Origin of the sequence: Pseudomonas sp. P135 (assembly GCF_020312125.1) — a bacterium.
Classification (GTDB): Bacteria; Pseudomonadota; Gammaproteobacteria; order Pseudomonadales; family Pseudomonadaceae; genus Aquipseudomonas; species Aquipseudomonas fragariae.
Genome location: NZ_JAGPYR010000002.1, coordinates 490,635 through 514,672, shown reverse-complemented (window position 1 = coordinate 514,672; position 24,038 = coordinate 490,635). Strand labels below are relative to the sequence as shown.

The following is a 24,038-nucleotide window of genomic DNA, read 5'->3' as shown; positions in this document are numbered from 1 at the left end:
CTGTTTCATTTAAAAGGAATTAACCATGTCCCACTCCGACCAGGATGTCCGCTGGTACCTGATCCAGACCAAACCACGGCAGGAAGCCCGCGCCGAAGAACATTTGCGGCGTCAGCAGTTCGAGTGCTATCGACCGTTACAGGCCGATGCAAAAAAAACCGGTACCAGGGTTCAGGCCGGCGAGCCCTTGTTCCCCGGCTATCTGTTCATTCACATGGATCAGGTGCAAGACAACTGGTACCCGATTCGCTCCACCCGCGGCGTCTCGCGCATCGTGACCTTCGGTGGTCATCCGGTGCCGGTTCGGGATCATCTGATCGAGCAGATCCGCCAACGACTGGCCACGCCCGCACCGAAAACTCAGTTTGCCCAAGGCGACACCGTGCTGATTACGCATGCCAGTTGGGGTGACGTCGAGGCCATTTTTCTGAGCAAAGACGGCACGCAGCGGGCGGTTATTCTGCTCAATATGTTGCAGCGCCAGCAAAAAGTGGTGCTTCCCATCAGCAGCCTGTCGCGAATCGAAGCCCGCGCCTAGCACTGGAATCCGCAGAAACCTGCCGCACGACGTGTGCCTGAAAACATGTGTCGCATGCCTACTCCACCAGCCTCGGAACCACACCATGCCGCGCCAGACCACCCTGGTGACGCTCACCTATGGTGACCGTTTCAGCTATTTGCACACCCTGATCAGCCGCTCGCTGGAAAGCCCGCTGATCGGCCGTGTGATCGTTGTCAGCAATGCTTCCACCGCGCCGCTGCAAGCGCTGTGCGATGAGTGGCCTGATCGGGTTGAGGTGATCTGGCTGCCGCACAACACAGGCTCGGCGAATGGCTATTCGGTAGGCATCAAGGCCGCGCTGCAAGCCGGAGACGACTGCATATGGCTGATGGACGATGACAACGCACCGACCGCGCAGGCCATCGAGGTATTGCATCGATCCTTGTGGGAACGACAAACAGTCGAGGGCCAGGACAACTGCGCGGTGCTCGGTTTTCGCCCCACCCACCAAGCCGACATCGCCGCAGGTGTACCGCTGCAATACGCGATCCAGCGGCGCTCAAGCTTCTTCGGTTTTCACATCGCTCAATTGCCGTACAAGATCTGGCGGCGTCTGCCCTGGGGCCAGCCCGACGCGACCCGGCTGATGCCACAGCGCGTGCAACTGCCCTTTGCCACTTACGGTGGGCTGCTCGCCCATCGCAGCCTTTACGAAAAGATCGGCCTGCCACTGGATGCTCTCAAGCTGTACAGCGATGACAGCGAATACACCTGGCGCATCACCGACGGCGGCGGAAAGCTGTTTCTGGTGCCCGACGCGCGGCTGGACGATCTGGAAGACTCCTGGAACATCAAGGCGCGGACCCGCAATGTCTATGAAAGCTACCTGCTGGGCGGATCGGATCTGCGCGCTTACTACGCAGCGCGCAATCAGGCCTGGTTCGACAGGCATGTCTGGGCAGCTTCCACACTCAGCTATCGGCTCAATCGCCGGGTCTTTCTCTGCCTGCTGAACCTGTATGCCTGGCGCTATGGCGCGGCCCAGCGTCTGGACCTGCTCAACGACGCCATTCGCGAGGGCGAAGACGGCAGGCTGGGCCTGAACAGGGCCTACCCGCTATGAAAATCCTTTTCATCAACAGCCTCTACGCACCCGATATCGGCGGCGGCGCAGAAATCATTCTGCAACGCACCGTCGAGGGCTTACAGCAGCGTGGGCACAGCGTCGCGGTACTGGCCACCACCGACCAGCCTGGCTTGCAGCTGGCGGAGGTCAATCGGGTGAAGGTCTATCGGGCCGGCCTGCTCAACCGCTACTGGCACTTCATGGCCCAGCGCCCAGGACGACTGGCGCGGTTTGCCTGGCACTGGCGTGATCGCTACAACGCGGACATGCGCGAGTACGTGGAGCGCGTGATGGAACTGGAGCAGCCGGAACTGGTGGTCTGCCATAACCTGACAGGCTGGTCGGTCTCGGCATGGGACCAGATCACCCAGGCCGATTGCCCGATCGTGCAGGTGCTGCATGACTTCTACCTGCTCTGCCCGGCAAGCACGATGTTCAGAAAAGGCAAAAGCTGTCAGCGCCAGTGCACGACGTGCACACGGTTGCGCAGCCATCATGCACAACAGTCGGAACAGGTCAGCGCGGTGGTCGGTGTCAGCCGCTTCATGCTCGACACGCTGCAGGCGCAGGGTTATTTCAAGGGCGCGAGAGGGTATGTGGTGCATAACGCCAGCCCGTTTACGCCAGCGCCTCGCGAGCAACCCGGAGCGCCTGTCGATACCGCGCCGTTGCGCTTCGGTTACCTGGGCACACTGTCGACCAACAAGGGGCTGGAGTGGCTGATCGAGCAGTTCCAGCGCCTACCGTTCAAAGCCACCCTGCAGATTGCCGGGCGCGGACAGCCATCCGACGAAAAGCGCTTCAGGGCCATGGTCACGTCCCCCGACATCAGCTTCGTCGGTTTTCAGAGACCCGAGCATTTCTATCGCCAGATCGACGTGGCGATTGTGCCTTCCCTGTGGAATGAGCCATTCGGCATGGTCGCGGTCGAGGCGTGCGCGCACTCGCTGCCGGTCATCGCCAGCCGCATGGGCGGGCTCACGGAAATCATTCAGGAACCGCTCAATGGCTTGCTGTGCAGCCCCGATGACCCCGATTCACTGGGGCTGGCGATGCTCAGGCTGCATCAGCAGCCCGAACTGCTGGCACGCCTCGGCAGCCAGGCACGCAGCAGCGTCGCGTCGTTGATGAATCTGGACCTGATGCTGGACCAGTACGAAAGCATCTTCGCCCAGACCTTGCAGGACCGCAGCACGTAGCACCTGGCACAAAACACGGCGAACGGGCGCAATTGCCCCCTTTGACGACATCAAGGACACGGTGTGGCACCCGCCAGCCCACTTTCATCAGCAGGACGCTCAAGATGATTTTCATCAATGCACGGTTTCTTACCCAGGACATCAGTGGTGTACAGCGCTACGCAGAGCAGATGTGCCGAGCGCTGAAGCGACTGCGCGACGATCTGGTATTCGTTGCCCCGCACAACATCAGACTGCATGACTGCGCCAGCGCACTGGAGGCGCACTGCATCGGGCGCTCCATCGGGCATGCGTGGGAGCAGATCGACCTGCCGCTGTACCTGAAACGTCGGGGCAGTCCGCTGCTGATCTCGATCAGCAACACCGGGCCCATGCTGTATGGCAACCAGATTGCGACTCACCACGACATCAACTATGTGCGCTACCCGCAAAGCTACACCCGGCTGTTCCGGCTGGCCTATCGGACCATCACCCCGATCCTGCTGGCGCGCGCCAGAACGCTGATCACCGGCAGCAGCTTCTCGCGCAGAGAAATATCCTCGTTCTATGGCTACGCCGAGGACAAGGTGCTCGTCGTACCGGCTGCGGTCAGCGACGATTTCATACCGGGGCCGACCGCTGTGAATCGTCCAAAATACCTGTTGGCCGTGTCTTCGCCGGCCGTGCACAAGAATTTCAGACGCATGATTCAGGCCTTTCTCAGCCTGCGTGGCCACACGGATCTGCAGCTGCACATTGTCGGCGCAGCCAGCGCGCTGTTCGCCGACCCGAACCTGCAACACCTCGCCTGCCGTGACCCGCGTATCCGTTTTCTGGGGCGCCTCAGTGACGCCGAGCTGATCGCGCAATACCAGGGCGCGACCGCGTTCGTGTTCCCGTCGCTTTACGAGGGCTTCGGCATCCCGCCGCTCGAAGCCCAGGCCTGCGGCTGTCCGGTGCTGGCGGCCAATGCCGCATCGATCCCCGAAGTTCTGCAGGGCAGTGCGCTGTATTTCGACCCGCTGGACGTCAGCCACATGGCCGCAGCCATGCAGCGCATTCTGCTGGATGCGCCCTTGCGCAAGGCGTTGCGCGTCCAGGGCCTGCAAAACGTGCAGCGCTTTTCCTGGGAGCTTTCCGCGCAACGCCTTTCCCAGCGCATCGATACGTTGCTGGCGTCTGACCCCGTGCAGCAAAGCAAGCTGCACGTCGCTGCCGACTCACCCAGCGGCAAACCCTGAACCCACAACAGCAACGCCAGGATGCGCGCCGTCGCGTCCGCAGTAGCGCGGGCCATTACAGCAAGGAACGCCCATGAGAATCGCTATCGTCCACGACTGGCTGGTGAGTTACGCCGGCGCCGAGCGCGTGCTCGCGTCACTGATCAACGTCTGGCCCGCTGCGGACCTGTTTGCGGTCATCGACTTCCTCAGCGATCAGGACCGCGCGCACCTGCATGGCAAGGTCGCCAGAACGACGTTCATCCAGAAGCTGCCCGGCGCGCGCAAACACTATTCGCGCTACCTGCCGCTGATGCCGCTGGCCATCGAGCAACTGGATCTGTCCGGCTATGACCTGATCATCAGCAGCAGCCATGCGGTGGCCAAGGGCGTGCTGTGCGGCCCGGACCAACTGCACATCAGCTATGTGCACTCGCCGATCCGCTATGCCTGGGACTTGCAGCACCAGTACCTCCAGGAATCAGGGCTGAACAAGGGAGCCAAGGGCGGTCTGGCACGCCTGATCCTGCATTACATGCGCCTGTGGGATCAGCGCACATCGACCGGCGTGGACGCCTTCATTGCCAACTCAGGGTTTATCGGCGCGCGCATCACCAAGGCCTATCGTCGCGACTCCACCGTCATCTACCCGCCGGTGGACACGCTCTGCTTCACCGCCCAGGGCGCGCGCGGGGACTTCTATCTCTGTGCCTCGCGAATGGTGCCTTACAAACGCATGCCGATGATCGTCGAAGCCTTTGCCGCCATGCCTGACAAACGCCTGATCATGATCGGCGACGGACCGGACCTGCCCAAGGCGCAGGCCATTGCCAGCCAAGTGAGCAACGTGACGCTGCTGGGTTTTCAGCCAGGCAGCGTGCTGCTCGAGCACATGCGCAGCGCCAGGGCGTTTGTCTTCGCCGCCGAGGAGGATTTCGGCATCAGCCCGGTCGAGGCCCAGGCTTGCGGTACGCCGGTCATCGCCTTCGCCAAGGGCGGCGTCATGGAGACCGTGCGCGGCCTGGATCACCCGCAGCCGACCGGCGTGTTCTACCGACAGCAAACGGTCGCATCACTGATCGCCGCCATCGGCGAATTCGAAGCAGCGCAATCACGCATCTCTCCCGAGGCCTGCCGGGCCAATGCCGAGCGGTTTTCGGTCGCGCGCTTCGAGCAGGAGATCAAAGCCTTCGTCGAGGACCGTCTGGCCCTCTCACACGGGGTTCATCTGGCGCGCCCGCCTCAGTCGCAACGGGTCGCCCAGGCATCACCCGGCCTCGGCAGCGAGCTGCCGAACCGTGTCGTCCCCCTGAAAATCGTCTGAGCGAGCCCTTCCCATGCGTACTTCAGTCCGCGGCATTCTGCGTGCCCACCAGTCAGCGCTTTCGCTCGCCCATCGCTTGCTGGACCTGACCGTCATTGTGCTGATCGGTTACTGGCAAACCGGGCTGACAGTCACCGACAGCACAGAAGCCTGGTCGCACATTTTCCTCGCGGTTCTGGTGTTTCACTGGGTCAGCGAGTATCACCAGTTGTATGGCTCATGGCGCGGCGAGCGCATCCTGCGCGAGCTGACCAAGGTCTTCAGTTACTGGGCGATGACCTTCATCACTCTGCTGTCGCTGAACAGCCTGCTGCTCAACCAGACGCAATTGCCCGATAACGGCCAGATGAGCTGGTTCGCGCTGGCACTTGCCGTGCTATGCGGCTACCGGCTGCTGATCCGTCTGGCCCTGCACACCCTGCGTCGGCGTGGCTTCAACACGCGTCGGGTGGCCATCGTCGGCACCGGGCAGGTCGGCGAGCGGCTGGCCCGGTCCATCGCCCTGGCGCCCTGGATGGGCCTGATCCTGCTCGGCTTCTACGACTCGCACCCGCAGCAGATGAATCTGCAGGCACACAAGCGCCGCCCGCGAGTACTGGGTGACCTGCAGCAGTTGATCGACGATGCCCGCGCAGGCCGCATCGACAAGGTGTACATCACCCTCGCCTTCAGCGCCGAACCGCAACTGCGCGAGTTGATTACCGGCCTGAGCGACACCACCGCCTCGGTGTACCTGATTCCGGATGTGTTCATGTTCGACCTGCTGCATGCGCGCAGCGAAAGCATCAACGGCCTGGCCAGCATCAGCATTTTCGACTCGCCCATGGACGGCGCCTGGAGCCTGGCCAAACGCGCCGAAGACATCGTGCTGTCGAGCCTGATTCTGTTGCTGATCGCTGTGCCGCTGCTGATCATCGCGGCAGCCATCAAGCTCACCTCCGCCGGGCCGGTGCTGTTCCGCCAGCGCCGCTACGGGCTGGACGGTCGCTCGATCATGGTCTGGAAATTCCGCAGCATGAGCGTCCAGGCAAACACCGATGTGGTGCTGCAGGCGACGCGCAACGATACACGGGTAACACCGCTGGGCCGCTTTTTACGCCGGACTTCGCTGGATGAGCTGCCGCAGTTCTTCAACGTGCTGCTCGGCGACATGTCCATCGTCGGCCCACGCCCCCATGCCATTGCCCACAACGAACAGTACCGCAGGCAGGTCAGCGGCTACATGTTGCGCCACAAGGTCAAGCCGGGCATCACCGGCTGGGCGCAGATCAACGGCTGGCGCGGCGAGACCGACACGCTGGACAAGATGCGCATGCGTGTCGAATTCGACCTGGAATACATCGAGCACTGGTCGATCTGGCTGGACCTGAAAATCATTCTGCTGACGCTGCTCAAGGGGTTCGTCAACAAGAACGCCTTCTGATGCCTGCGCTGACCTGAGCACCCACCGAACACCCTCGGTACGCAACACGAAAGGAGCAATGCCATGAAAGGAAAAACGTCATGAATCGAAGCTTTACTGCGTTACTGCTGGTCAGCCTGGCGCTGCAAGGCTGTGCATTCGCGCCGGGGCAACATATGACGCCGGATGACGTCACCCTCGACACGCCGGACGAACCCCGGGCACAGTTGATCGAGGTCACCCCGAAAACCCTGCAGCAACAGCAATTGCGCGCCACCGCCGAGGCCAAAGCCCTGCCGCAGGTGCTGCTCGACTACAGGACTCCGGAATACGTGATCGGTGCTGGCGATACCTTGCTGGTCACCGTGTTCGAACACCCCGAACTGACCGCGCCGGGCTCACAGGACCAGCTGGATGCCAACACCCGGGAAGTGCTCAATGACGGCACGCTCTACTTCCCCTATGTAGGCAGAATCCGCGCGAGTGGCAGAACGGTCAGCGAGGTTCGTGAGCAGTTACGCATGGGCCTGGCGCCGCAATACACCGAGGTCAAGGTCGACGTCAAAGTGCTGCGCTACAACAGCCAGCGAATACTGCTGTCCGGCTCTTTCAAGGTTCCCGGCCCGCAACCGATTACCAATATTCCGTTGAGCCTGGTGCAGGCGGTGAGTGTCGCCGGTGTTGACCTGACCGATGCCAACCTGGCCGGGCTGACCCTGCGCCGCGAGGGCAAGGACTACCTGATCGACATCGACTCGCTGAATCGCCGCGATTCGCAACTGAGCCGGATCTTCCTGAAGGACGGCGATTACCTGCACCTCAACAGCAACTCGCGAAACAAGATCTACGTGCTGGGCGAGGTCCGTAACCCTCAGGTGATCTCGTTCGGCACCACGCGCCTGACCCTGCTCGAAGCGTTGGGAAACTCCGGCGGCCTCAGCCCGGACAGCGCAGACGGCGATGCGGTGTACGTCATACGCGGTGCGGAAAACTTTGCCCAGGCGCCCTCCACCGTCTACCACCTCAATGCCAAAAAGCCCACCGCCTACCTGCTGGCGGGACAGTTCGAACTCAAGGCGCAGGACGTGGTATTCGTCGGCCCCGCCGATATCACCCGCTGGAGCCGCTTCATCAGCCAGTTGCTCGGCTCGGCCAGCGTGATACAGACCGGTGCGGCCTTTCGCAACTGACCCGGGCGGCCATTCGCCGATCTCCCTGCACGCCGTTGTGCAGGGATTTTTTTTGCCCGTCGCACCGCGCCAGACTGTTGTCGGAGCAACAGCGGTTCAACAGTTGACGGCTTTTGCATCAGCGCGGCGAACCCTCTCCTGCGGCATGCAACAGACGCAGGCCCAACGGCTGCGGGCCATAGCCAGACACACAAGAAGGCTGGCACATAAGCTGCTTTGCACATTTACGCTTATCGCAAGGACATCCCATATGCGCGTCGTTTCACTTTCAGGCAGTCCCTCCCCCAAATCCCGTTCCGGCGTTGTGCTGGCCCACGCCGGCCGCTGGCTGCAGAGTCACGGCGTTGAAGTCACCACATTGCGCATACGCGACTTCAATGCAGAGGACCTGCTTTTTGCCCGTTTCGACAGCCCGCAGGTGCTAGAATTGATCGAAGCGGTCAGCCAGGCCGATGGCCTGCTGATTGGTACGCCGGTGTACAAGGCGTCATTTTCCGGCGCGCTGAAAACCTTGCTCGACTTGCTGCCAGAGCGCGCGCTGCATGGCAAAGTGGTCTTGCCGCTGGCCACCGGCGGCAGTATCGCGCACATGCTGGCCGTGGATTACGCGCTCAAACCGGTGCTGTCGGCGCTCAAGTCGCAGGAAGTGCTGCACGGCATCTTCGCTATCGATACCCAGGTCAGCTACGACGACAACGAACTAGGCGGTACGCTGGACGAAATTCTCACCGAGCGCCTGCATGAAGGGCTGGAGCATTTCCATCACGGCCTGCAACGCCGCTTGCAGGCGCGTCACAAGCAGGCTGGCGGACATTTGCAGCTGGCGTTGTAGCCCCGGAATATCCCCGGAATCAATGTTCGATAAACAACGGATACAGCGAGGCCACCAACAGCGCTGCCATGACGCCGTTGAAAATACGTAACCCGAGCGGATCGCGCAGCACATTGCGCAGCAAACTGCCAAAGCCTGCCCAGACGCCCACGCTGGGCAGGTTGATCAGCGCAAACACTGCCGAAATCACCACCACGTTGTAGAAGTAGCCCTGCATGGGGGTGTACGTGCTGATCGCGCCGATCGCCATGATCCAGGCCTTGGGATTGACCCATTGAAAGAGCGCGGCGCTCATGAAACTCAGCGGCTTGCCCTCGCTGTCGAGGCTATCGGAGGCCGGCCCCGAGGTGGCGATTTTCCAGGCCAGGTACAGCAGATAGGCAGCGCCCACGTAGCGCAGGATCGTATAGAGAACCGGCCAGGCCTTGAACACACTGCCCAGACCGAAGCCGACGGCCAGCACCAGAACGAAAAAACCGACACTGATACCCAGCATGTGCGGCAGGGTGCGACTGAAACCGAAATTCACGCCCGAGGCCAGCAGCATCATGTTGTTGGGGCCGGGAGTAATGGAGGTGACGAACGCGAAGAGTGTGAATGCCAGAAGCAAATCGAAAGAGAGAACCATGCTGCCTGTCCGGATCAGTGAGTCAGGTACTCACCCTATCGAAGGCGGTGCAGGAAACACACGGACAGTTGACAGCCAATTACTGCAGTACAGTTTTTACGCAAAGCACTTTTCAATCAGACTGTTAACCTTGTGGCTGCTGACCGGTGACACCCAGATCGACGCTCGTTTCGCCTTTTTCATCGAAGTCCCGCGCCTGCTGGATCTGCGGATCTGCCATCAATTGCGCCTTGCGCGCCTGGTACTCATCAAATGACAGGCCGCGACGGTTGAGGTCTTCAAGGGCCAACTGATGGCTTTCTTCAGCGCTGAACGGCCGCTGCTCGACAGCATGGTGAGTGGAGCAGCCGGAAACCAGCGCAACAGTGAATGTCAGGACAAGCGCAAGGGCAAGCATACGGTTCATCGGGGGCCTCCGGTGGGGGCTTCATTTCAGGAATGAAGCAAGGTTACGCCTGCCCCTGACACAGCAAAAATCATCCGCCGTGATAGTCGCTATCGACTGTTGCGAGCATTCTCGATCAACACCTCGCGCAACGCCTGAGCCGCAGTTGAAAGCTTGTGATCGGCGAGCATCATCAGGCCGATACGCCGCTCGATAAGCGGCTCCACCAGCGCCACGCAGCAGGCCCCCAGTTCCTGCATCTGCCCGATGCACAGTGACGGCACCGCGCTGACGCCCAGGCCATTGGCAACCATGCGCCCGATGGTCGACAACTGATGGCTCTCGAACGCGACCGCCAGCTTGCCGTGGCGCGGCTCGATGGCCTGTTCCAGCAGCAAACGCACTGCCGACGGGCGTTGCAGGGCGATGAAATCTTCACGCAGCAGTTCTGCCCAGGTAACCTCACGCCGCTCGGCCAGCGGCGACTCCCGGGGCACCACGGCGACGAAGCGGTCCATATAGAACGGGGTGAACGACAGGGCACTGTTCGACTCGGGCTCAAAGCCGATACCCAGTTCGACACGGCGATGGCGAACCATTTCCAGCACTTGCTCATTGATCACGTCATGCACCGCCACATTGACGCGCGGGTAGCGCCCGCGAAACACCTTCAAGGCCGCGGGCAGCAGATTGCCGGCAAACGACGGCATGGCGGCCACCGACACCCTGCCCATTTGCAACGTAAAACGCTGGCGCAGCAGTTCTTCGGTATTGTCCCAGTCGGCCAGCAACTGGCGCGCCAGCGGCAACAGGGTTTCGCCCTCGGGCGTCAGACCGACGTTGCGCGTGGTGCGCGTCAACAACTGTCCGCCGAGGTCCTCCTCAAGGCTCTTGATCGTCAGGCTCAAGGCCGGTTGCGACACGTTGAGTCGCTCGCCGGCCTGAGCGAAGCTCAGGTACTGCGCGACGGCCAGAAAAGCACGAAGCTGCTTGACGTTCATATATTTGCTTTTCTTATGAATTGATCAGAAAAACAAAATTAACAAATCAGTCGCACCGAGAGAAGATGCAGGTCACCCGATCCTCCGGCAGCGCGACTGTCGGTCAACAACTATAAAAGGCGGATCATCATGGCTGGACTCGATAAACGAGTAGCGACCTACGAAGAAGCCCTCGCCGGGCTGACCGACGACATGACGGTACTCTGCGGCGGCTTCGGCCTGTGCGGCATCCCGGAAAACCTCATCGCGCAGATCAGGCGCATGGGCATCAAGGGCCTGACCGTGGTCTCCAACAACTGCGGCGTTGACGGCTTCGGACTCGGTATCCTGCTTGAAGACCGGCAGATCCGGAAAATGATTTCGTCCTACGTCGGCGAGAATGCCTTGTTCGAAAAGCAGTTGCTCAGCGGCGAGCTGGAAGTCGAACTCACGCCACAAGGCACTCTGGCGGAGAAACTGCGCGCCGGCGGCGCGGGCATTCCGGCGTTCTATACCGCCACCGGTTACGGAACGCCGGTCGCCGAAGGCAAGGAAACCCGCCAGTTCAACGGCCGCAACGTGATTCTGGAAGAGGCCATCACCGGTGACTTCGCCTTGATCAAGGGCTGGAAAGCCGACCACTTCGGCAATGTCATCTATCGTCATACCGCACAGAACTTCAACCCGGTGGTGGCCACCGCCGGACGGATCACTGTGGTCGAGGTCGAAGAAATCGTCGAGCCCGGCGTGCTGCTGCCGACCCAGATCCACACCCCTGGCATCTACGTCGACCGGGTCATTCAGGGCACTTTCGAAAAGCGCATCGAACAGCGCACCGTCAGAAAATCCTGACAGCGCAGCCTTGGCCCTACAACCATAAAGAGGCTTCAGACGATGGCACTTTCCCGCGAACAAATGGCTCAACGCGTCGCCCGTGAACTCAAGGACGGTTATTACGTGAACCTTGGCATCGGCATTCCGACCCTGGTGGCCAACTATGTACCCGATGACATCGACGTCATGCTCCAGTCGGAAAACGGCCTGCTGGGCATGGGCGCCTTCCCGACCGAAGACACCATCGACGCGGACATGATCAATGCCGGCAAGCAGACGGTCACCGCGCGCATTGGCGCCTCCATTTTCTCGTCGGCCGAATCCTTTGCCATGATCCGCGGCGGCCATGTCGACCTGACAGTGCTCGGCGCCTTCGAGGTGGATATCGAGGGCAACATCGCTTCGTGGATGATCCCCGGCAAGCTGATCAAGGGCATGGGTGGCGCGATGGACCTGGTGGCGGGTGCCGACAACATCATCGTCACCATGACCCATGCGTCGAAGGACGGCGAATCCAAGCTGCTCACCCGTTGCAGCTTGCCACTGACCGGCGCAGGCTGCATCCGAAAGGTGCTGACTGATCTGGCCTACCTGGAAATCGAAAACGGCGCGTTCATCCTCCGCGAACGCGCGCCGGGGGTCAGCGTGGAAGAAATCGTGGCCAAAACCGCAGGCAAGCTGATCGTGCCGGATGACGTGATCGAGATGAGTTTCTGAGTGCGGACATCCTTGATGCGTCTCTCGCTGCCACACGCCCGTGTGGCCTGCGTAACGGTGTGACGCGGAGCGTCACGAACTGCATTCCCACGCGGAGCATGGGAACGATACTCATGGCCAGCCACCATCGTTCCCACGCTCCAGCGTGGTAACGCCGTTCTGGGCGCTCTGCGTCCGCAATAGTCGGCTGTTGAAGTCACTCCCCGATAATAATTACAAAAAGAGGTGCCCCTGATGGCCGCCAACATAGAAGAAAGCCGCTCCGCCCGATTTGCCTTGCGCTGTGCTGCGTGGGCTGAACGCTGGTTTCCCGATTCATGGGTATTTGCCGCACTGGCGGTGGTCATCGTCACGCTGGCGACGCTGGCCATCGGCGCACGTCCGGTCGAGGCCGCCAAGGCGTTCGGTGACGGGTTCTGGAGCCTGATTCCGTTCACCATGCAAATGGCCTTCGTGGTCATCGGCGGTTACGTGGTCGCCAGCTCACCGCCTGCGGTACGCCTGATCGACCGCCTGGCCCGGGTACCGCGCAACGGCCGTTCGGCGGTGGCCTGGGTGGCGCTGATTTCCATGCTCGCTTCGCTGCTCAACTGGGGCCTGTCGCTGGTGTTCGGCGGCCTGCTGGTGCGCGCCCTCGCCCGCCGCACTGACCTGCGCATGGATTACCGTGCAGCTGGCGCCGCGGCCTATCTGGGCCTGGGCGCGGTCTGGGCGCTGGGGCTGTCGTCTTCGGCCGCGCAATTGCAGGCCAACCCGGCCAGTCTGCCACCGTCGATCCTGGCGATCACAGGCGTGATCCCGTTCACCGAAACCATCTTTCTCTGGCAATCCGGGGTCATGCTCGCCGCGCTGGTGGTCATCTCACTGATCGTTGCCTACGCCACCGCGCCTGGCCCGAACAGCGCCCGCGACGCCAAGGCCTGCGGTGTCGACCCGGCCTTCAACCTGCCGCCGCTGCCGCCCCGCACACGGCCCGGGGAATGGCTGGAATACAGCCCGCTGCTGATCATCCTCATGGTGCTGCTGGGGGTTGGCTGGCTGTTCAACGAGTTTTCGAGCAAACCGGCGATCACGGCGATTTCCGGGCTCAATACCTACAACTTCCTGTTCATCATGCTCGGTGCCCTGCTGCACTGGCGGCCGCGCAGTTTTCTCGATGCCGTCGCACGGGCGGTGCCCACCACCACCGGTGTGCTGATTCAATTCCCGCTATACGGCTCGATCGCCGCGCTATTGACCACCGTCAAGGGCGGCGACGCGCAGACCCTGGCGCATTACATCTCGACGTTCTTCACCAGCATTGCCTCCCACGATACTTACGCGATTCTGATGGGGGTCTATTCGGCCATATTGGGCTTTTTCATTCCGTCAGGCGGCGGCAAGTGGATTATTGAAGCGCCCTACGTGATGCAGGTCGCCAACGACCTGCAGTACCACCTCGGCTGGGCAGTACAGATCTACAATGCAGCCGAAGCCTTGCCCAACCTGATAAACCCGTTCTACATGCTGCCGCTGCTGGGTGTGCTGGGCCTGAAGGCGCGTGACCTGATCGGCTTCTCGTTCGTGCAACTGCTGGTCCACACGCCGCTGGTGCTGTTTCTGCTCTGGGCACTGGGCACCACGTTGGCCTATGTGCCACCGGTAATGCCCTGATACCTAGACGTCGAACGCGTAGTCACGCTCGACCCGGCAGATTCGCGTGGTAAACGCCTGATACCAGTGCGCACGTCCCTGCTCGCGGACCTGGGCATGATCGGCTTGCTGTTTCCAGGCGAGAATCGCGGCCTCATCGCTCCAGTAGGACACGGTGATGCCCAGGCCGTCGTCACCGCGCGCCGACTCCACGCCCAGAAAGCCGGGCTGTTGTCGGGCCAGGCTGACCATGCGCTGCGCCGCCTCTGCATACGCCTGATCATCGTCAGGCGTACGCAGCGAGGTAAACACCACGGCGAAGTAAGGCGTGGCAAACCGGGCGGCCATCATGCCGGGTTGCTCATGCAGGCGCGGACAAACGCGGCCACCACAGGCGGCGTCTGGCCCTGCAACGCAGCGCGCTCGGGCTGGAACAGTGTGGCGACGTAGAACGGGTGCCCCTGCAATTCCATACAGCGCACTTCGCCCTCGGGACCGCGCCCACTGACCTTCAGGTGCTCGCCGAACAGCGCCGACTCCAGCTCGCGGCGCAGGCCGTAGCGGCAGTGATAGCGCTCTTCGATATCGAGCCTGCCATAGGCGTGGGCAATCAGCGTGTCGGGGTGCAACTGGATCGCTGCCACCGATTCAACCAGCGAGCAGCTGAGTGGCTCGATAATCACGTTTGCCGCGTCCGGCGCAGTTTCGCCATGCTCGGCGTCTGCCCATCCCAGCCGGTTGCGGGCGTACTCGAGCAACGCGTGCTGAAAGCCCCCGCAAGTCCCCAGAAACGGTACCCGATGCTCGCGGGCGAAACGGATGGCGGTCAGCGCGCCCTGCATGTCCCGATAAGGGCTGGCCGGGACGCACCACAGGCCGTCGAACTCCGCGAGGTGCGCACCGCTGCCGATCTGCGGGGTCGGCAGCCATTCGATATCAACCGCTACCTGCCCCCCCGCCGCCCTGTGCAAGGCCAACGGAATGGCCTGATGCGCGGGGACATCCGCACTGAAGTCCCCGACCAGACCAATCCGTATCCCGTTGCGTGTGTTATCTGCTTTGCCCATGCCCTGCTCCCTGTTTGATGTCGTACAGCCCGGGCGGACTATAAACAGGCAGCAAAACCAGCAGAATGGGCGTTACAGCAACGCCTCGCGTGCAACTGTGCACGGTTGCTCATTCAGTCACAGGCGTCAGCACCGGTTGCCCGGCGAAAAACGCCAGCAGGTTATCGTTGACCCTCTGCACACTGTCTCTCGAAGCCTCGGGAGACAGACCTGCCACGTGCGGTGTCAGCACCACATTGTCCAGCGTCTTGAGCACATCCGGCACAGTCGGTTCATCGTCGAACACGTCCAGCGCAGCACCGGCAATCTGCTCATGCTGCAGTGCACTGACCAACGCCTGGGTATCCACCACGCTGGCGCGGGCAATGTTGACCAGAAACCCCTCAGGGCCCAGTGCTTCAAGCACCCGGGCGTCGATCAGGTGCTGCGTGCCGCTGCCACCGGGCGTGGCGATGACCAGAAAATCCGACGCGGCCGCCAGTGCCTGCGCCGTCGCATGCCAGGTGTAATCGCAGTCGCTGCGCGGCTTGCGGTTGTGGTAACCGATGACGATATCGAAAGCGGCTGCACGCCTGGCAATCGCCAGCCCTACCGCTCCCAGACCGACGATCCCCAGACGCTTGCCTGCCAGTGACGGGCGTACCACCTTGCGCCATTCGCTGCGGCGCACCGAGGCATCGGCCTGCGGAATGTCGCGCACCAAAGACAGCAGCAACGCCAGCGTATGATCGGCCACCGTGGCGGCGTTGACGCCTGCACCATTGGTGACGACGATGCCCCGCGCCTGCGCGGCAGGCAGATCGACCTTCTCGTAACCGGCGCCGCTTACGCAAATGATGCGCAGCTGCGGCAGTGCATCCATTTCCTCGGCGAAAAATCCCAACGGCCCGCGTGTCACTACCGCGCTGATGCGCTGCCCGTGCGTGGCAATCGCCGCGGCGCGCAGTTCGGCCGTCGGGGCGCGAATCAACTGAAAACCGCTGCTTTCAAGAATCGGCAAATACGTGTCCAGGTTTTCCACCAGCACCAATACCGTTGTCATGCGCGCTCCCGTTCGATCAGCAAAACGCTGACCTTAACGCGACTCGACGCGCTTGTGCAGCGTCGCTGACGCCGGAACTGAAAAAAGCCTTCCCGAATACGCCGGGCGTTCATAAAGTGGACGCATTTGCCGGACAGACTCATGAGCAAGCTGACCCGGCAATCACCCAGGTGCGCTATCGTTGCGTGCAGTGACGCAACCAGCGGCTCGGGCTGGCGCGCACGCTGTTCATAAAACAGGCTTTCTCAAAAAAACAAGGAAACACCCGCCCATGCAAGGATTTCCCACCACCCTGTTGAAAAAGACCCTATTGGCTGCGGCTGTGATGTCGGGCCTGATGCTGTCGTCAGGCATGGCAGCGGCGGCGGACGCCCCAGGCAAGGTGCTGAGCGAGAAATACGGCCTGCCCTGGCCGGCCGTGATCGCCCATCGCGGTGCTTCGTTCGACGCACCGGAAGAAACCACCCCGGCCTACACCCTGGCGCGGGACCTGGGCGCGGACTACCTGGAAATGGACATCCAGCGAACCAAGGACGGCGTGCTGATAGCGCTGCACGATGACGTGCTGGAACGCACCACCAACATTGCTCAAGTGTTCCCGACACGGGTGAAAGACCCGGTCAGCACGTTCACTCTGGCGGAGCTCAAGCAACTGGACGCCGGTTCGTGGTTCAACAAGGCTTACCCGGACAGGGCTCGCGACAGTTACAACGGGTTGCAGATCCTGACGCTGGATGAGGTCATCGACATCGCCGAGGGCGGCGCCAACAAGCCGGGGCTGTACATCGAGACCAAGGTGCCGAACAAGTTTCCAGGTGTCGAAGCCGACCTGAAAAAACTGCTGGCCAAACGCGGCTGGCTCGAACAGCGGCCTGCGGCAGCGGCCGGCCATGTCAACGTTGCGCACATGCCAGGACGCGTGGTCCTGCAGACGTTCGAGAAGCAAAGCCTGGAACTGCTGCAGAAAGAAATGCCGAAAGTGCCCAAGGTCATGCTGCTGTGGATTGGCGAAGGCTCGATAGAGCCCAAATCCAGCGTCGCGTTCAAGGACTCGGGGGCCAAGGACAAGGCCAGCTATTACGCGACCCAGGAAGTCAAATCACCGCAGGAGTTCGAGCAGTGGATTGACTGGGCGAAGGCCCACGGCGCCATCGGCACCGGCCCTTCGTCGCAACTGGCCAAGGGTGGCGACCAGAGCTACATGGACCTGGTCAAACCCTGGATGAACAACCTGACCCACGAGAAAGGCATGGTGATCCATCCGTACACGGTGGACGACGCAGAGGACTTCAAGCGGATCAGCCATGATGGCGCGGACGGCTTCTTCACCAACCGCACCGCCGAACTGTTGAAGTTCTACGGGCGGCCAGCGAAAGAAAGCATTGAAACGATTCTGAAGCGCAACGGTTACTGATTCAGCGGCTGGCCGCATCCTGCGATGCGGCCAGTCAATCAGAAGTCGACAGTGCCCGACAGTTTGAGGGTACGCGGCTCGCCCTGAGTCAGGTAACCACCATTGGCTGATGCCCAATAATCCTTGTTCATCAGGTTCTCGACGTTGGCGCGCAGGGTCACGTCCTTCTGCGCGACGTTGAAGGTGTAGCGTGCGCCCAGGTCGAAGCGGTTCCAGGTCGGGATGCTCAGGTTGTTGGCAGCATCGACATATTGCCCGCCGGTGCGCAGCATGCGCGCATTGATGGCCGCGCCTTCGATGCCGGGAATATCCCAATCGGCACCCGCGTTGAACTGGAAGGTCGGCACACCAATGGCCCGATTGCCGTCGTTGCTGCCGCCGGCCGTACCGCTCACCTCGGTGTCCATCAGGGTCAGGCCGGCCAGTAGACGCAGGCCGCTGACTGGCTGGCCAAAGACGTTCATCTCCACGCCGCGGTTGCGCTGCTGACCATCACGGACATAACGCGACCCGGTGCCTTCCAGAACCTGGTAGCCGTCAGCCGGTTGCTCGATGCGGTACACGCCCAGGCTCGCGCCGAACGTGCCCATGTCCAGCTTGACGCCTGCCTCGACCTGCTTGGAGCGCGCCGGCGCAAAGACCTCACCGGGGTTGATGGTCACCGTGTCGGGAGCCGTCGGCCCCTGGGCAAGGCCCTCGATGCGGTTGGCGTAGAACGACACATAGTGCCAGGGCTTGAATACCACCCCGTAGACCGGCGTGGTGATCGCTTCGTCGTACAGCGCATTGCGCGGGCCGCTGCCGTATTCATACCCCTGAACACGCAGTTGCTGGCGACGCAGGCCTGCGGTCAGCAACAGGCGATCATCGAAAAAGCCCAGCGTGTCGGAGAACGCCGCACTGCGCATACGGCTCTTGCCGACAATGCCGGGATCGTTCAGATCGCCTGCGGTGAAACTGTCGAGTGCCGGGCGCTCTTGGGAGACAGGCTCGTAAAGGTTGTTGCTGGAGGTGCCGCCGAACAGATACGCACTGCGCTGTTCGGTCCAGATGCCCGACAGCCCGAAGTTGAGCTTGTGACTGACCGCGCCGGTCTGCAGCTTGCCGTTGATGCCGGCCATGGCCGTCTTGTTGTCTTCATCATGCGGGATAAAGGACGGTGCGGCCGTGGTATTGCCTGCGGCATCGTGGACGGTTGGCGAGCCATATACGCCGACCTCGCGAGTGTGCTTCGCGCCCACTGCGGCATACAGCGTCCAGTCTTCGTTGAGGTCGTACTCGGCGCGGCTCATGCCGAAGGTGTCTTCGGTTTCGGTCCAGGTCCAGTTTGGCGCGTAATTGGTATCCGAGTCCGGAGCATGCGGCACGCTGGTCAGGGCGCTGTCGACAAACACCGTATTGCGGCTCTGGTTGATGCGCTGCTTCTGGTAGGCAAAATCGCCGGACAGACGGAAGTTGTCACCTCGGTAATCAAGCCCCAGCGCGAACAGCTTGCTGCGATGCTCTTCATCCTCGACGCCGGTCTCGCCTTCGCGCTGCGACAGGTTGAGACGCGCGCCAAAGCGATTGCCTTCGCCAAAGCGCTGCCCCAGGTCGAGATGCTCGCCGACCCGACCGTCGCTGCTGATGTCGGTGGTGAAACGACGCGTCGGCGTATCCTGCGCGCGCTTGGGCTGCAGGTTCACGCCGCCGCCAATCCCGGAGCCGGTCGGGGTCACGCCGTTGATGAAGGCGTTGGGACCCTTGAACACTTCAACGCGTTCCAGCGCATCGGTCGATATGATCTGGCGCGGCAGTACGCCGTAGAGACCGTTGTAGGAAATATCGTCGGTGGTCAGCTTGAGGCCGCGAATGACGAAGATGCTCGAGGCGTTGGCATAGCCACTCGACTGACGCACCGATGCATCATTGAGCAATACGTCGCCGACGGTTTCGGCCTGTTGGTCCTCGATCAACTGTTCGGTGTAACTGCTCATGGTGAACGGCACGTCCATGATGTCGGCATTACCCAGAACACCCAGTTGCCCGCCGCGCGCCACCTGCCCGCCAGCATAAACCGGCGGTAGCGCGTGAGGATCGGCCTTGTCGGCACTGATGTCGGTCTCGCCCAACACCACAGGGCCGTCCTGCCGACCGGCAGCCTCTGCAGCGGCCCAGGCCGGAGATCCAATGGAACAGCAAAACGCGAGCAACGTGAGGCGCATCGGGAACGATGGGGAGTTCATCAATAGGTCCTGCAGACAAGTTGAACGAGATCGGAAGCAACCGTCCTGGACATCACCGATCGGGTGGATGCGAAATGATATCAGATGTTACTGGTAATGCTTATCATTTGTTTACGCATGAAAAGTGAGAGGCGAGCAACGCCACGCGGGTCGTTCCCGCGCCCGGCGTTAAAAATCAGCGCGAATGGCGACCCGTGGCGTTCCGCAATGCCTTGAAACAGGTTGGCGACAGCCACAGGAGGGCGACTGTCGTGTAAGCTCACAGGCTATTGGTTTTCCCATCGAGAGGCCTATGCAGTCCACTTTCCGACGCTCGACCCTGGCAGCACTTCGCGGTTTTGCCCTGCAGAGCGATGCAATCTCCATTGTTCCTTCTGCCGCCGACTATCGACGCTGCCTGCTGGAAAAGATCGCTTCGGCCACCCGGCGCATCTACATCATCGCGCTGTACCTGCAACAGGATGAAGCCGGCCAGGAGATTCTCGACGCGCTGTACGCTGCCAAATCCGCGAGGCCGGAGCTGGATGTGGTGGTGCTGGTCGACTGGTTCCGCGCGCAACGCGGCCTGATCGGTGCCGGACGCCAGCCCGGCAACTCGACCTGGTACCAGGCGCAGAACCTCGAATACGATCAAGAAGTGCCGATTTACGGCGTGCCGGTGCAGACCCGCGAACTGTTCGGGGTGTTGCACCTCAAGGGCAGTGTGGTCGACGACTGCGTGATCTACAGCGGCGCCAGCATCAACAACGTCTACCTGCACAAGCTCGATAAATACCGTCTGGACCGTTATCACCTGATCGAAAACGCAGCACTGGCCGACGCTTTCCAGAATCTGGTGCAGCGGGAAATACTCTCCTCGCCGGCCGTGCACCGCCTCGATCTGCAATCGCCGCCCAGCTCACGCAGTTTGCGCAGCGAGATCCGCGCGTTTCGTGGCGACCTGAAACGCGCCGCCTACGACACCTCGGCGGGCGAAAAGGAAAACGGCGACATGCGCGTGATTCCGCTGCTTGGCGTCGGCCCGCGCAACAATCTCAACCGCGCCATCTGCGATCTGATCGCGTCGAGCAAGATTCAGCTGACCATCTGCACGCCATACTTCAACCTGCCGGTGGCCGTCACTCGCGAAATCAATCGGGCGCTCAAGCGCGGCGTGCAGGTCGACATCATCATTGGCGACAAGACCGCCAACGACTTCTTCATCGATCCGGATGAGCCGTTCAAGGTGATCTCGGCCCTGCCCTATCTCTATGAGATCAGCCTGCGGCGCTTTGCCCACAAGCATCAGAAGGCAATCGCCCAGCATCGCCTCAATGTGCACCTGTGGAAACACGGCGATAACACCTTCCACCTCAAGGGCATCTGGGTCGACCAGCGCTACACCCTGCTGACCGGCAACAACCTGAACCCTCGCGCCTTCAATCTGGACCTGGAAAACGCCTTGCTGATCGACGATCCGAAGGGCCAGTGGAGCGAGCCACGGGAAGCGGAAATCGCGCATTTGATGCGCAACACGCAGCGCGTCAACCAGTATGACGAGCTCGACACACTGGCCAACTACCCCGAAGGCGTGCGCAAGTTTCTCAAGCGTGTCAGCCGCGTGCGGGTCGAGCGACTGCTGTACCGGATTCTCTGAGCACTCAACGTGCGGCCGGCATGCGAGCTATGATCAGGCGTGCCGGCCCACGTATCCCCTTGCAAAACCCGGACAGTGGCCTTGCCTCAAGGCCGTTTCGCACCCAGTTGCTTCCACATCTTCTGCGTGATTTTGCGCCGGTTGCTGTAACCGGCCCACGGGTCGTCCTTGAGCCGCTTCAAACGCTGCTCAAGGTTGGTGATGTCCCACTGTGCCGAAGACTTCAGACCCGCCAGCTCATCCAGCGCGATCGGCACCGAGACCGGCAACCCTGGCCGGGCGCGTACTGAGTAGGCGGTTACGGTGCTGCCGCCGCGGCTGTTGCGCAGGTAATCGATGAAGATTTTTCCGACGCGGTTTTTCGGCCCCATGGTGGCGGTGAAGCGTTCCGGCAGCTGACGGCTGGCAAACTCGGCGATGGCCTTGGCGAACGCCTTTACCGTGTCCCAGTCTGCCTGGCGCGCCAACGGCACAATGATGTGCATGCCCTTGCCACCGCTGGTCTTGAGGAAAGCCTCCAGCCCCAGTTCTTCCAGCACGGCGAGCACCATTTGCGTGGCCTCGATCATGCTGCGCCAGGGCAGTGCCGGATCGGGATCAAGGTCCAGCACGAAATGGTCCGGCGTTTCGATTCTGTCACGCGTCGCGCCCCAGGTATGCAGCTCGATGGCGCCCATTTGCGCAGCACCGACCAGTGCCGGCACCGAATCTATTTCCATCAGCGCGGCATGCCCGGGGTCCAGGGCACGATCCAGTTGCCTGATGTGCGGGATCGCCAGATGTTCGGCATGCTTCTGGAAAAACTGCTCACCGTCGATGCCCTCCGGACAGCGCAGCAGAGCCACGGGACGCTTGTTCAGGCAGGGCAGAATCCAGTCGGCGATGGACTGGTAAAACTGCGCCAGTTCGATCTTGCTGGTGCCGGACTTGCTGTCGATGACGCGGTCCGGATGACTGATGCCGGTGCCCGCCACATCAACTTTTCCCTGCGCGGCCTTTTTGCGTGCCTTGGGCGCTGCCGTTGTGGTTGGGGGCTGGCTGGCCACTTTGGCAGGCTGAGCGTCTTCACGCACCACGTCCTTGGCGGGCTTGTCGCTACGCAGCCCGACAAAGGCAGCCTGGCGCACAATGCCTTCGCGGGTCCACTGGGCGAACTCGGCTTCGCAGACCAGTTGCGGCGCCACCCACTGCACGCCACGCGCCTGGGACGCGGAGAGCTTTTTGACCAGCGGTGATTCCTTGCGCTGCAACTTCTTCAGCTGTTTATGCAGTTGCTCAAGGCTCACTTCAGTGAATCCGGTGCCGACCCGCCCGGCATAGATCAACCCGTCCTCACCGGCATTGACCGCAAGCAACAAGGCCCCGAACGCCGATCGGCTGCCCTGAGGCGCCGTGTAGCCGACGACCACGAATTCCTGTCGCAAGCGGCATTTGAGCTTGATCCAGTCGGCATTACGCTTGCTGACGTACGCACTGCCGGCACGCTTGCCGATCACCCCTTCCAGGCCCATTGCCGCAGCACTGGCGACAATGTCCTGATGGCCTGCCTGAAAGGCATCCGAGTAACGCAACAGGCGACTTTTCTGTGCGTCGAGAACTTGTTTCAAGGCATCACGACGCTGCTCAAGCGGCACTTCACGCAGGTCCTCCGCGCTCAGAAACGGCATGTCGAACAGGTAATACAGAATGTCCTTGCTGTTGCCCGCGTCAAAGGCATTCTGCAGGCCCTGGAAGTCGGGCAGCCCCTGCTCATCGAGAACCACCACTTCGCCGTCGAACCAGCTGTCGCGCAGCTTCATGCCCTTGAGCGCCTTGACCAGTTCCGGCAGCCGCTCGGTCCAGTCATGCCCGTTGCGGGTGAACAGCCGCACATCGTCGCCCTGAATACGAGTCAGCATGCGGTAGCCATCGAATTTGATTTCGTACAGCCAGTCACCGGCTGGCGGCGCCTCCACCAGCGTCGCCAGTTGCGGCACAAGCGTGTCCGGGAAAGCCGATTTCGCTTTCCTGCGCGCCGGCTTTGCAGCGGGCGTTGACGCTTTTGCTGCGGCGGGTGTCGCGGCCTTGGCTTTGGCGGCGCTGGCCCCGGACTTTTTCGAGGTGCCGCGTTGCTTGCCGACATGAGCTCCACTGATCACGCTTTGCGGCTGCTCATGGGTGATGTCGTACTCGGCAGCAGGTCGCGCGACGTCATCCTTTTCCTTGATCAGCAGCCACTGTTCCTTGCTGCCGCTGCCCTTGAGCCGGGTACGCACCAGCGCCCAGTCACCGCTGAGTTTCTCGCCGACCAGGGTGAACTTGAGTTTGCCTTCCTCGTAGGTCTTTTGCGGATCACCGTGCGGCTGCCAGACACCCCGGTCCCAGACAATCACATCACCGCCACCGTACTGCCCCTGCGGAATACTGCCCTCGAAGCCGGCATAGTCCAGCGGATGGTCTTCGACATGCACCGCCAGACGCTTTTGCGTGGGGTCCAGGCTCGGACCTTTGGGCACGGCCCAGCTCTTGAGCGTGCCATCGAGTTCCAGTCGAAAGTCGTAGTGCAGGTTCCGTGCGTCATGCTTCTGGATCACGAAACCGAGCGCGCCAGGCTGCGACTTGCCTTTGCCCTTACGCTTGCTCTCCGCAGGCTCGGAGGTGATATCGAAATTGCGCTTGCGGGTGTATTCACTGGCGGGCTTGGCCATCACCGGTCACTCCGTAG

The 24,038-nt window shown here is 61.6% G+C and carries 21 protein-coding genes; 13 read left to right on the top strand and 8 right to left on the bottom strand.

All coding sequences use genetic code 11. From position 1 onward, the window contains the following. Positions 1 to 25: 25 nt before the first annotated feature. The 8 genes from rfaH to ssuE all read left to right on the top strand — a co-directional run bounded on the left by rfaH (position 26) and on the right by ssuE (position 8,774). Positions 26 to 538 (top strand): transcription/translation regulatory transformer protein RfaH, encoded by a 513-nt coding sequence (gene rfaH, locus KBY08_RS04830; protein ID WP_060400933.1) that lies wholly within the window; start codon positions 26 to 28, stop codon positions 536 to 538. 85 nt (positions 539 to 623) lie between these two features. Next, complete coding sequence (locus tag KBY08_RS04825; RefSeq protein ID WP_024642982.1) at positions 624 to 1,625, top strand: glycosyltransferase; 1,002 nt, start codon at positions 624 to 626, stop codon at positions 1,623 to 1,625. Continuing rightward, complete coding sequence (locus tag KBY08_RS04820) at positions 1,622 to 2,827, top strand: glycosyltransferase family 4 protein (RefSeq protein ID WP_096135315.1); 1,206 nt, start codon at positions 1,622 to 1,624, stop codon at positions 2,825 to 2,827. Before KBY08_RS04825 ends, KBY08_RS04820 begins: the two co-directional genes overlap by 4 nt. Positions 2,828 to 2,931: 104 nt before the next feature. Next, positions 2,932 to 4,047 (top strand): glycosyltransferase family 4 protein, encoded by a 1,116-nt coding sequence (locus KBY08_RS04815; RefSeq protein WP_111522260.1) that lies wholly within the window; start codon positions 2,932 to 2,934, stop codon positions 4,045 to 4,047. Positions 4,048 to 4,120: 73 nt separating this feature from the next. Continuing rightward, positions 4,121 to 5,350 (top strand): glycosyltransferase family 4 protein, encoded by a 1,230-nt coding sequence (locus tag KBY08_RS04810; RefSeq protein ID WP_024660858.1) that lies wholly within the window; start codon positions 4,121 to 4,123, stop codon positions 5,348 to 5,350. Positions 5,351 to 5,363: 13 nt separating this feature from the next. Beyond that, complete coding sequence (locus KBY08_RS04805) at positions 5,364 to 6,773, top strand: undecaprenyl-phosphate glucose phosphotransferase (RefSeq protein ID WP_024660857.1); 1,410 nt, start codon at positions 5,364 to 5,366, stop codon at positions 6,771 to 6,773. A gap of 80 nt (positions 6,774 to 6,853) precedes the next feature. Then, positions 6,854 to 7,942 carry a polysaccharide biosynthesis/export family protein gene (locus KBY08_RS04800; protein WP_024652160.1) on the top strand — a complete coding sequence of 363 codons (1,089 nt, stop codon included), beginning with the start codon at positions 6,854 to 6,856 and terminating at the stop codon, positions 7,940 to 7,942. A 250-nt stretch (positions 7,943 to 8,192) separates the two neighbouring features. Further along, on the top strand, positions 8,193 to 8,774 hold the full coding sequence (ssuE, locus tag KBY08_RS04795; protein WP_011268297.1) for an NADPH-dependent FMN reductase: 582 nt from the start codon (positions 8,193 to 8,195) through the stop codon (positions 8,772 to 8,774). A 19-nt stretch (positions 8,775 to 8,793) separates the two neighbouring features. Here the strand turns inward: ssuE and KBY08_RS04790 are convergent, their stop codons facing one another. The 3 genes from KBY08_RS04790 to KBY08_RS04780 form a co-directional block, all read right to left on the bottom strand. Continuing rightward, the gene (locus KBY08_RS04790) at positions 8,794 to 9,402 is read right to left on the bottom strand and encodes a LysE family translocator (protein ID WP_011268298.1); all 609 of its coding nucleotides are present in this window, start codon (positions 9,400 to 9,402) and stop codon (positions 8,794 to 8,796) included. A gap of 124 nt (positions 9,403 to 9,526) precedes the next feature. Then, positions 9,527 to 9,808, bottom strand: coding sequence for a hypothetical protein (locus KBY08_RS04785; protein ID WP_024652159.1), 282 nt, complete (start codon positions 9,806 to 9,808; stop codon positions 9,527 to 9,529). 89 nt (positions 9,809 to 9,897) lie between these two features. Next, the gene (locus KBY08_RS04780; protein ID WP_003407625.1) at positions 9,898 to 10,788 is read right to left on the bottom strand and encodes a LysR family transcriptional regulator; all 891 of its coding nucleotides are present in this window, start codon (positions 10,786 to 10,788) and stop codon (positions 9,898 to 9,900) included. 129 nt (positions 10,789 to 10,917) lie between these two features. Here KBY08_RS04780 and KBY08_RS04775 point away from each other — a divergent pair, with 129 nt between their 5' ends. The 3 genes from KBY08_RS04775 (at position 10,918) to KBY08_RS04765 (ending at position 13,971) form a co-directional block, all read left to right on the top strand. Continuing rightward, positions 10,918 to 11,619 (top strand): CoA transferase subunit A, encoded by a 702-nt coding sequence (locus KBY08_RS04775; protein ID WP_003407626.1) that lies wholly within the window; start codon positions 10,918 to 10,920, stop codon positions 11,617 to 11,619. Positions 11,620 to 11,661: 42 nt separating this feature from the next. Then, positions 11,662 to 12,318: a CoA transferase subunit B gene (locus KBY08_RS04770; protein WP_003315741.1), complete on the top strand. Its 657-nt coding sequence runs from the start codon at positions 11,662 to 11,664 to the stop codon at positions 12,316 to 12,318. Between the two features lie 234 nt (positions 12,319 to 12,552). After that, complete coding sequence (locus tag KBY08_RS04765; protein ID WP_024641828.1) at positions 12,553 to 13,971, top strand: short-chain fatty acid transporter; 1,419 nt, start codon at positions 12,553 to 12,555, stop codon at positions 13,969 to 13,971. A 3-nt stretch (positions 13,972 to 13,974) separates the two neighbouring features. Here KBY08_RS04765 and KBY08_RS04760 read toward each other — a convergent pair whose 3' ends face one another. From KBY08_RS04760 to KBY08_RS04750, 3 genes are all read right to left on the bottom strand, one after another. Then, on the bottom strand, positions 13,975 to 14,301 hold the full coding sequence (locus KBY08_RS04760) for an antibiotic biosynthesis monooxygenase family protein (protein ID WP_024641827.1): 327 nt from the start codon (positions 14,299 to 14,301) through the stop codon (positions 13,975 to 13,977). After that, positions 14,298 to 15,017: a CTP synthase gene (locus KBY08_RS04755; RefSeq protein WP_111522259.1), complete on the bottom strand. Its 720-nt coding sequence runs from the start codon at positions 15,015 to 15,017 to the stop codon at positions 14,298 to 14,300. The genes KBY08_RS04760 and KBY08_RS04755 overlap by 4 nt, the downstream gene beginning before the upstream one ends. 109 nt (positions 15,018 to 15,126) lie before the next feature. Beyond that, complete coding sequence (locus KBY08_RS04750) at positions 15,127 to 16,059, bottom strand: 2-hydroxyacid dehydrogenase (RefSeq protein WP_060406679.1); 933 nt, start codon at positions 16,057 to 16,059, stop codon at positions 15,127 to 15,129. A gap of 271 nt (positions 16,060 to 16,330) precedes the next feature. On the opposite strand from KBY08_RS04750, the gene KBY08_RS04745 reads away from it, so the two are divergent. Further along, positions 16,331 to 17,473: a glycerophosphodiester phosphodiesterase gene (locus KBY08_RS04745; protein ID WP_003407635.1), complete on the top strand. Its 1,143-nt coding sequence runs from the start codon at positions 16,331 to 16,333 to the stop codon at positions 17,471 to 17,473. Positions 17,474 to 17,511: 38 nt separating this feature from the next. Here the strand turns inward: KBY08_RS04745 and KBY08_RS04740 are convergent, their stop codons facing one another. After that, on the bottom strand, positions 17,512 to 19,698 hold the full coding sequence (locus KBY08_RS04740) for a TonB-dependent receptor (protein ID WP_024659634.1): 2,187 nt from the start codon (positions 19,696 to 19,698) through the stop codon (positions 17,512 to 17,514). Between the two features lie 292 nt (positions 19,699 to 19,990). Between KBY08_RS04740 and pssA the strand changes: the two genes are divergently transcribed. Further along, a complete protein-coding gene (pssA, locus tag KBY08_RS04735) occupies positions 19,991 to 21,334 on the top strand; it encodes a CDP-diacylglycerol--serine O-phosphatidyltransferase (protein ID WP_024652155.1) in 1,344 nt (447 codons plus the stop codon). A gap of 86 nt (positions 21,335 to 21,420) precedes the next feature. Here the strand turns inward: pssA and ligD are convergent, their stop codons facing one another. After that, positions 21,421 to 24,021, bottom strand: coding sequence for a DNA ligase D (ligD, locus tag KBY08_RS04730; RefSeq protein ID WP_060408943.1), 2,601 nt, complete (start codon positions 24,019 to 24,021; stop codon positions 21,421 to 21,423). Positions 24,022 to 24,038 lie beyond the last annotated feature (17 nt).

What these genes read in the sequence shown, in the direction of transcription:
- KBY08_RS04785 (WP_024652159.1), bottom strand. Translation starts at nt 9,808, where the DNA reads ATGAACCGTATGCTTGCCCTTGCGCTTGTCCTGACATTCACTGTTGCG.
- KBY08_RS04740 (WP_024659634.1), bottom strand. Translation starts at nt 19,698, where the DNA reads ATGAACTCCCCATCGTTCCCGATGCGCCTCACGTTGCTCGCGTTTTGC.
- KBY08_RS04760 (WP_024641827.1), bottom strand. Translation starts at nt 14,301, where the DNA reads ATGATGGCCGCCCGGTTTGCCACGCCTTACTTCGCCGTGGTGTTTACC.
- KBY08_RS04745 (WP_003407635.1), top strand. Translation starts at nt 16,331, where the DNA reads ATGCAAGGATTTCCCACCACCCTGTTGAAAAAGACCCTATTGGCTGCG.
- KBY08_RS04770 (WP_003315741.1), top strand. Translation starts at nt 11,662, where the DNA reads ATGGCACTTTCCCGCGAACAAATGGCTCAACGCGTCGCCCGTGAACTC.
- ssuE (WP_011268297.1), top strand. Translation starts at nt 8,193, where the DNA reads ATGCGCGTCGTTTCACTTTCAGGCAGTCCCTCCCCCAAATCCCGTTCC.
- pssA (WP_024652155.1), top strand. Translation starts at nt 19,991, where the DNA reads ATGCAGTCCACTTTCCGACGCTCGACCCTGGCAGCACTTCGCGGTTTT.
- KBY08_RS04780 (WP_003407625.1), bottom strand. Translation starts at nt 10,788, where the DNA reads ATGAACGTCAAGCAGCTTCGTGCTTTTCTGGCCGTCGCGCAGTACCTG.
- KBY08_RS04805 (WP_024660857.1), top strand. Translation starts at nt 5,364, where the DNA reads ATGCGTACTTCAGTCCGCGGCATTCTGCGTGCCCACCAGTCAGCGCTT.
- KBY08_RS04790 (WP_011268298.1), bottom strand. Translation starts at nt 9,402, where the DNA reads ATGGTTCTCTCTTTCGATTTGCTTCTGGCATTCACACTCTTCGCGTTC.
- KBY08_RS04810 (WP_024660858.1), top strand. Translation starts at nt 4,121, where the DNA reads ATGAGAATCGCTATCGTCCACGACTGGCTGGTGAGTTACGCCGGCGCC.
- KBY08_RS04765 (WP_024641828.1), top strand. Translation starts at nt 12,553, where the DNA reads ATGGCCGCCAACATAGAAGAAAGCCGCTCCGCCCGATTTGCCTTGCGC.
- ligD (WP_060408943.1), bottom strand. Translation starts at nt 24,021, where the DNA reads ATGGCCAAGCCCGCCAGTGAATACACCCGCAAGCGCAATTTCGATATC.
- KBY08_RS04815 (WP_111522260.1), top strand. Translation starts at nt 2,932, where the DNA reads ATGATTTTCATCAATGCACGGTTTCTTACCCAGGACATCAGTGGTGTA.
- rfaH (WP_060400933.1), top strand. Translation starts at nt 26, where the DNA reads ATGTCCCACTCCGACCAGGATGTCCGCTGGTACCTGATCCAGACCAAA.
- KBY08_RS04825 (WP_024642982.1), top strand. Translation starts at nt 624, where the DNA reads ATGCCGCGCCAGACCACCCTGGTGACGCTCACCTATGGTGACCGTTTC.
- KBY08_RS04800 (WP_024652160.1), top strand. Translation starts at nt 6,854, where the DNA reads ATGAATCGAAGCTTTACTGCGTTACTGCTGGTCAGCCTGGCGCTGCAA.
- KBY08_RS04750 (WP_060406679.1), bottom strand. Translation starts at nt 16,059, where the DNA reads ATGACAACGGTATTGGTGCTGGTGGAAAACCTGGACACGTATTTGCCG.
- KBY08_RS04755 (WP_111522259.1), bottom strand. Translation starts at nt 15,017, where the DNA reads ATGGGCAAAGCAGATAACACACGCAACGGGATACGGATTGGTCTGGTC.
- KBY08_RS04775 (WP_003407626.1), top strand. Translation starts at nt 10,918, where the DNA reads ATGGCTGGACTCGATAAACGAGTAGCGACCTACGAAGAAGCCCTCGCC.
- KBY08_RS04820 (WP_096135315.1), top strand. Translation starts at nt 1,622, where the DNA reads ATGAAAATCCTTTTCATCAACAGCCTCTACGCACCCGATATCGGCGGC.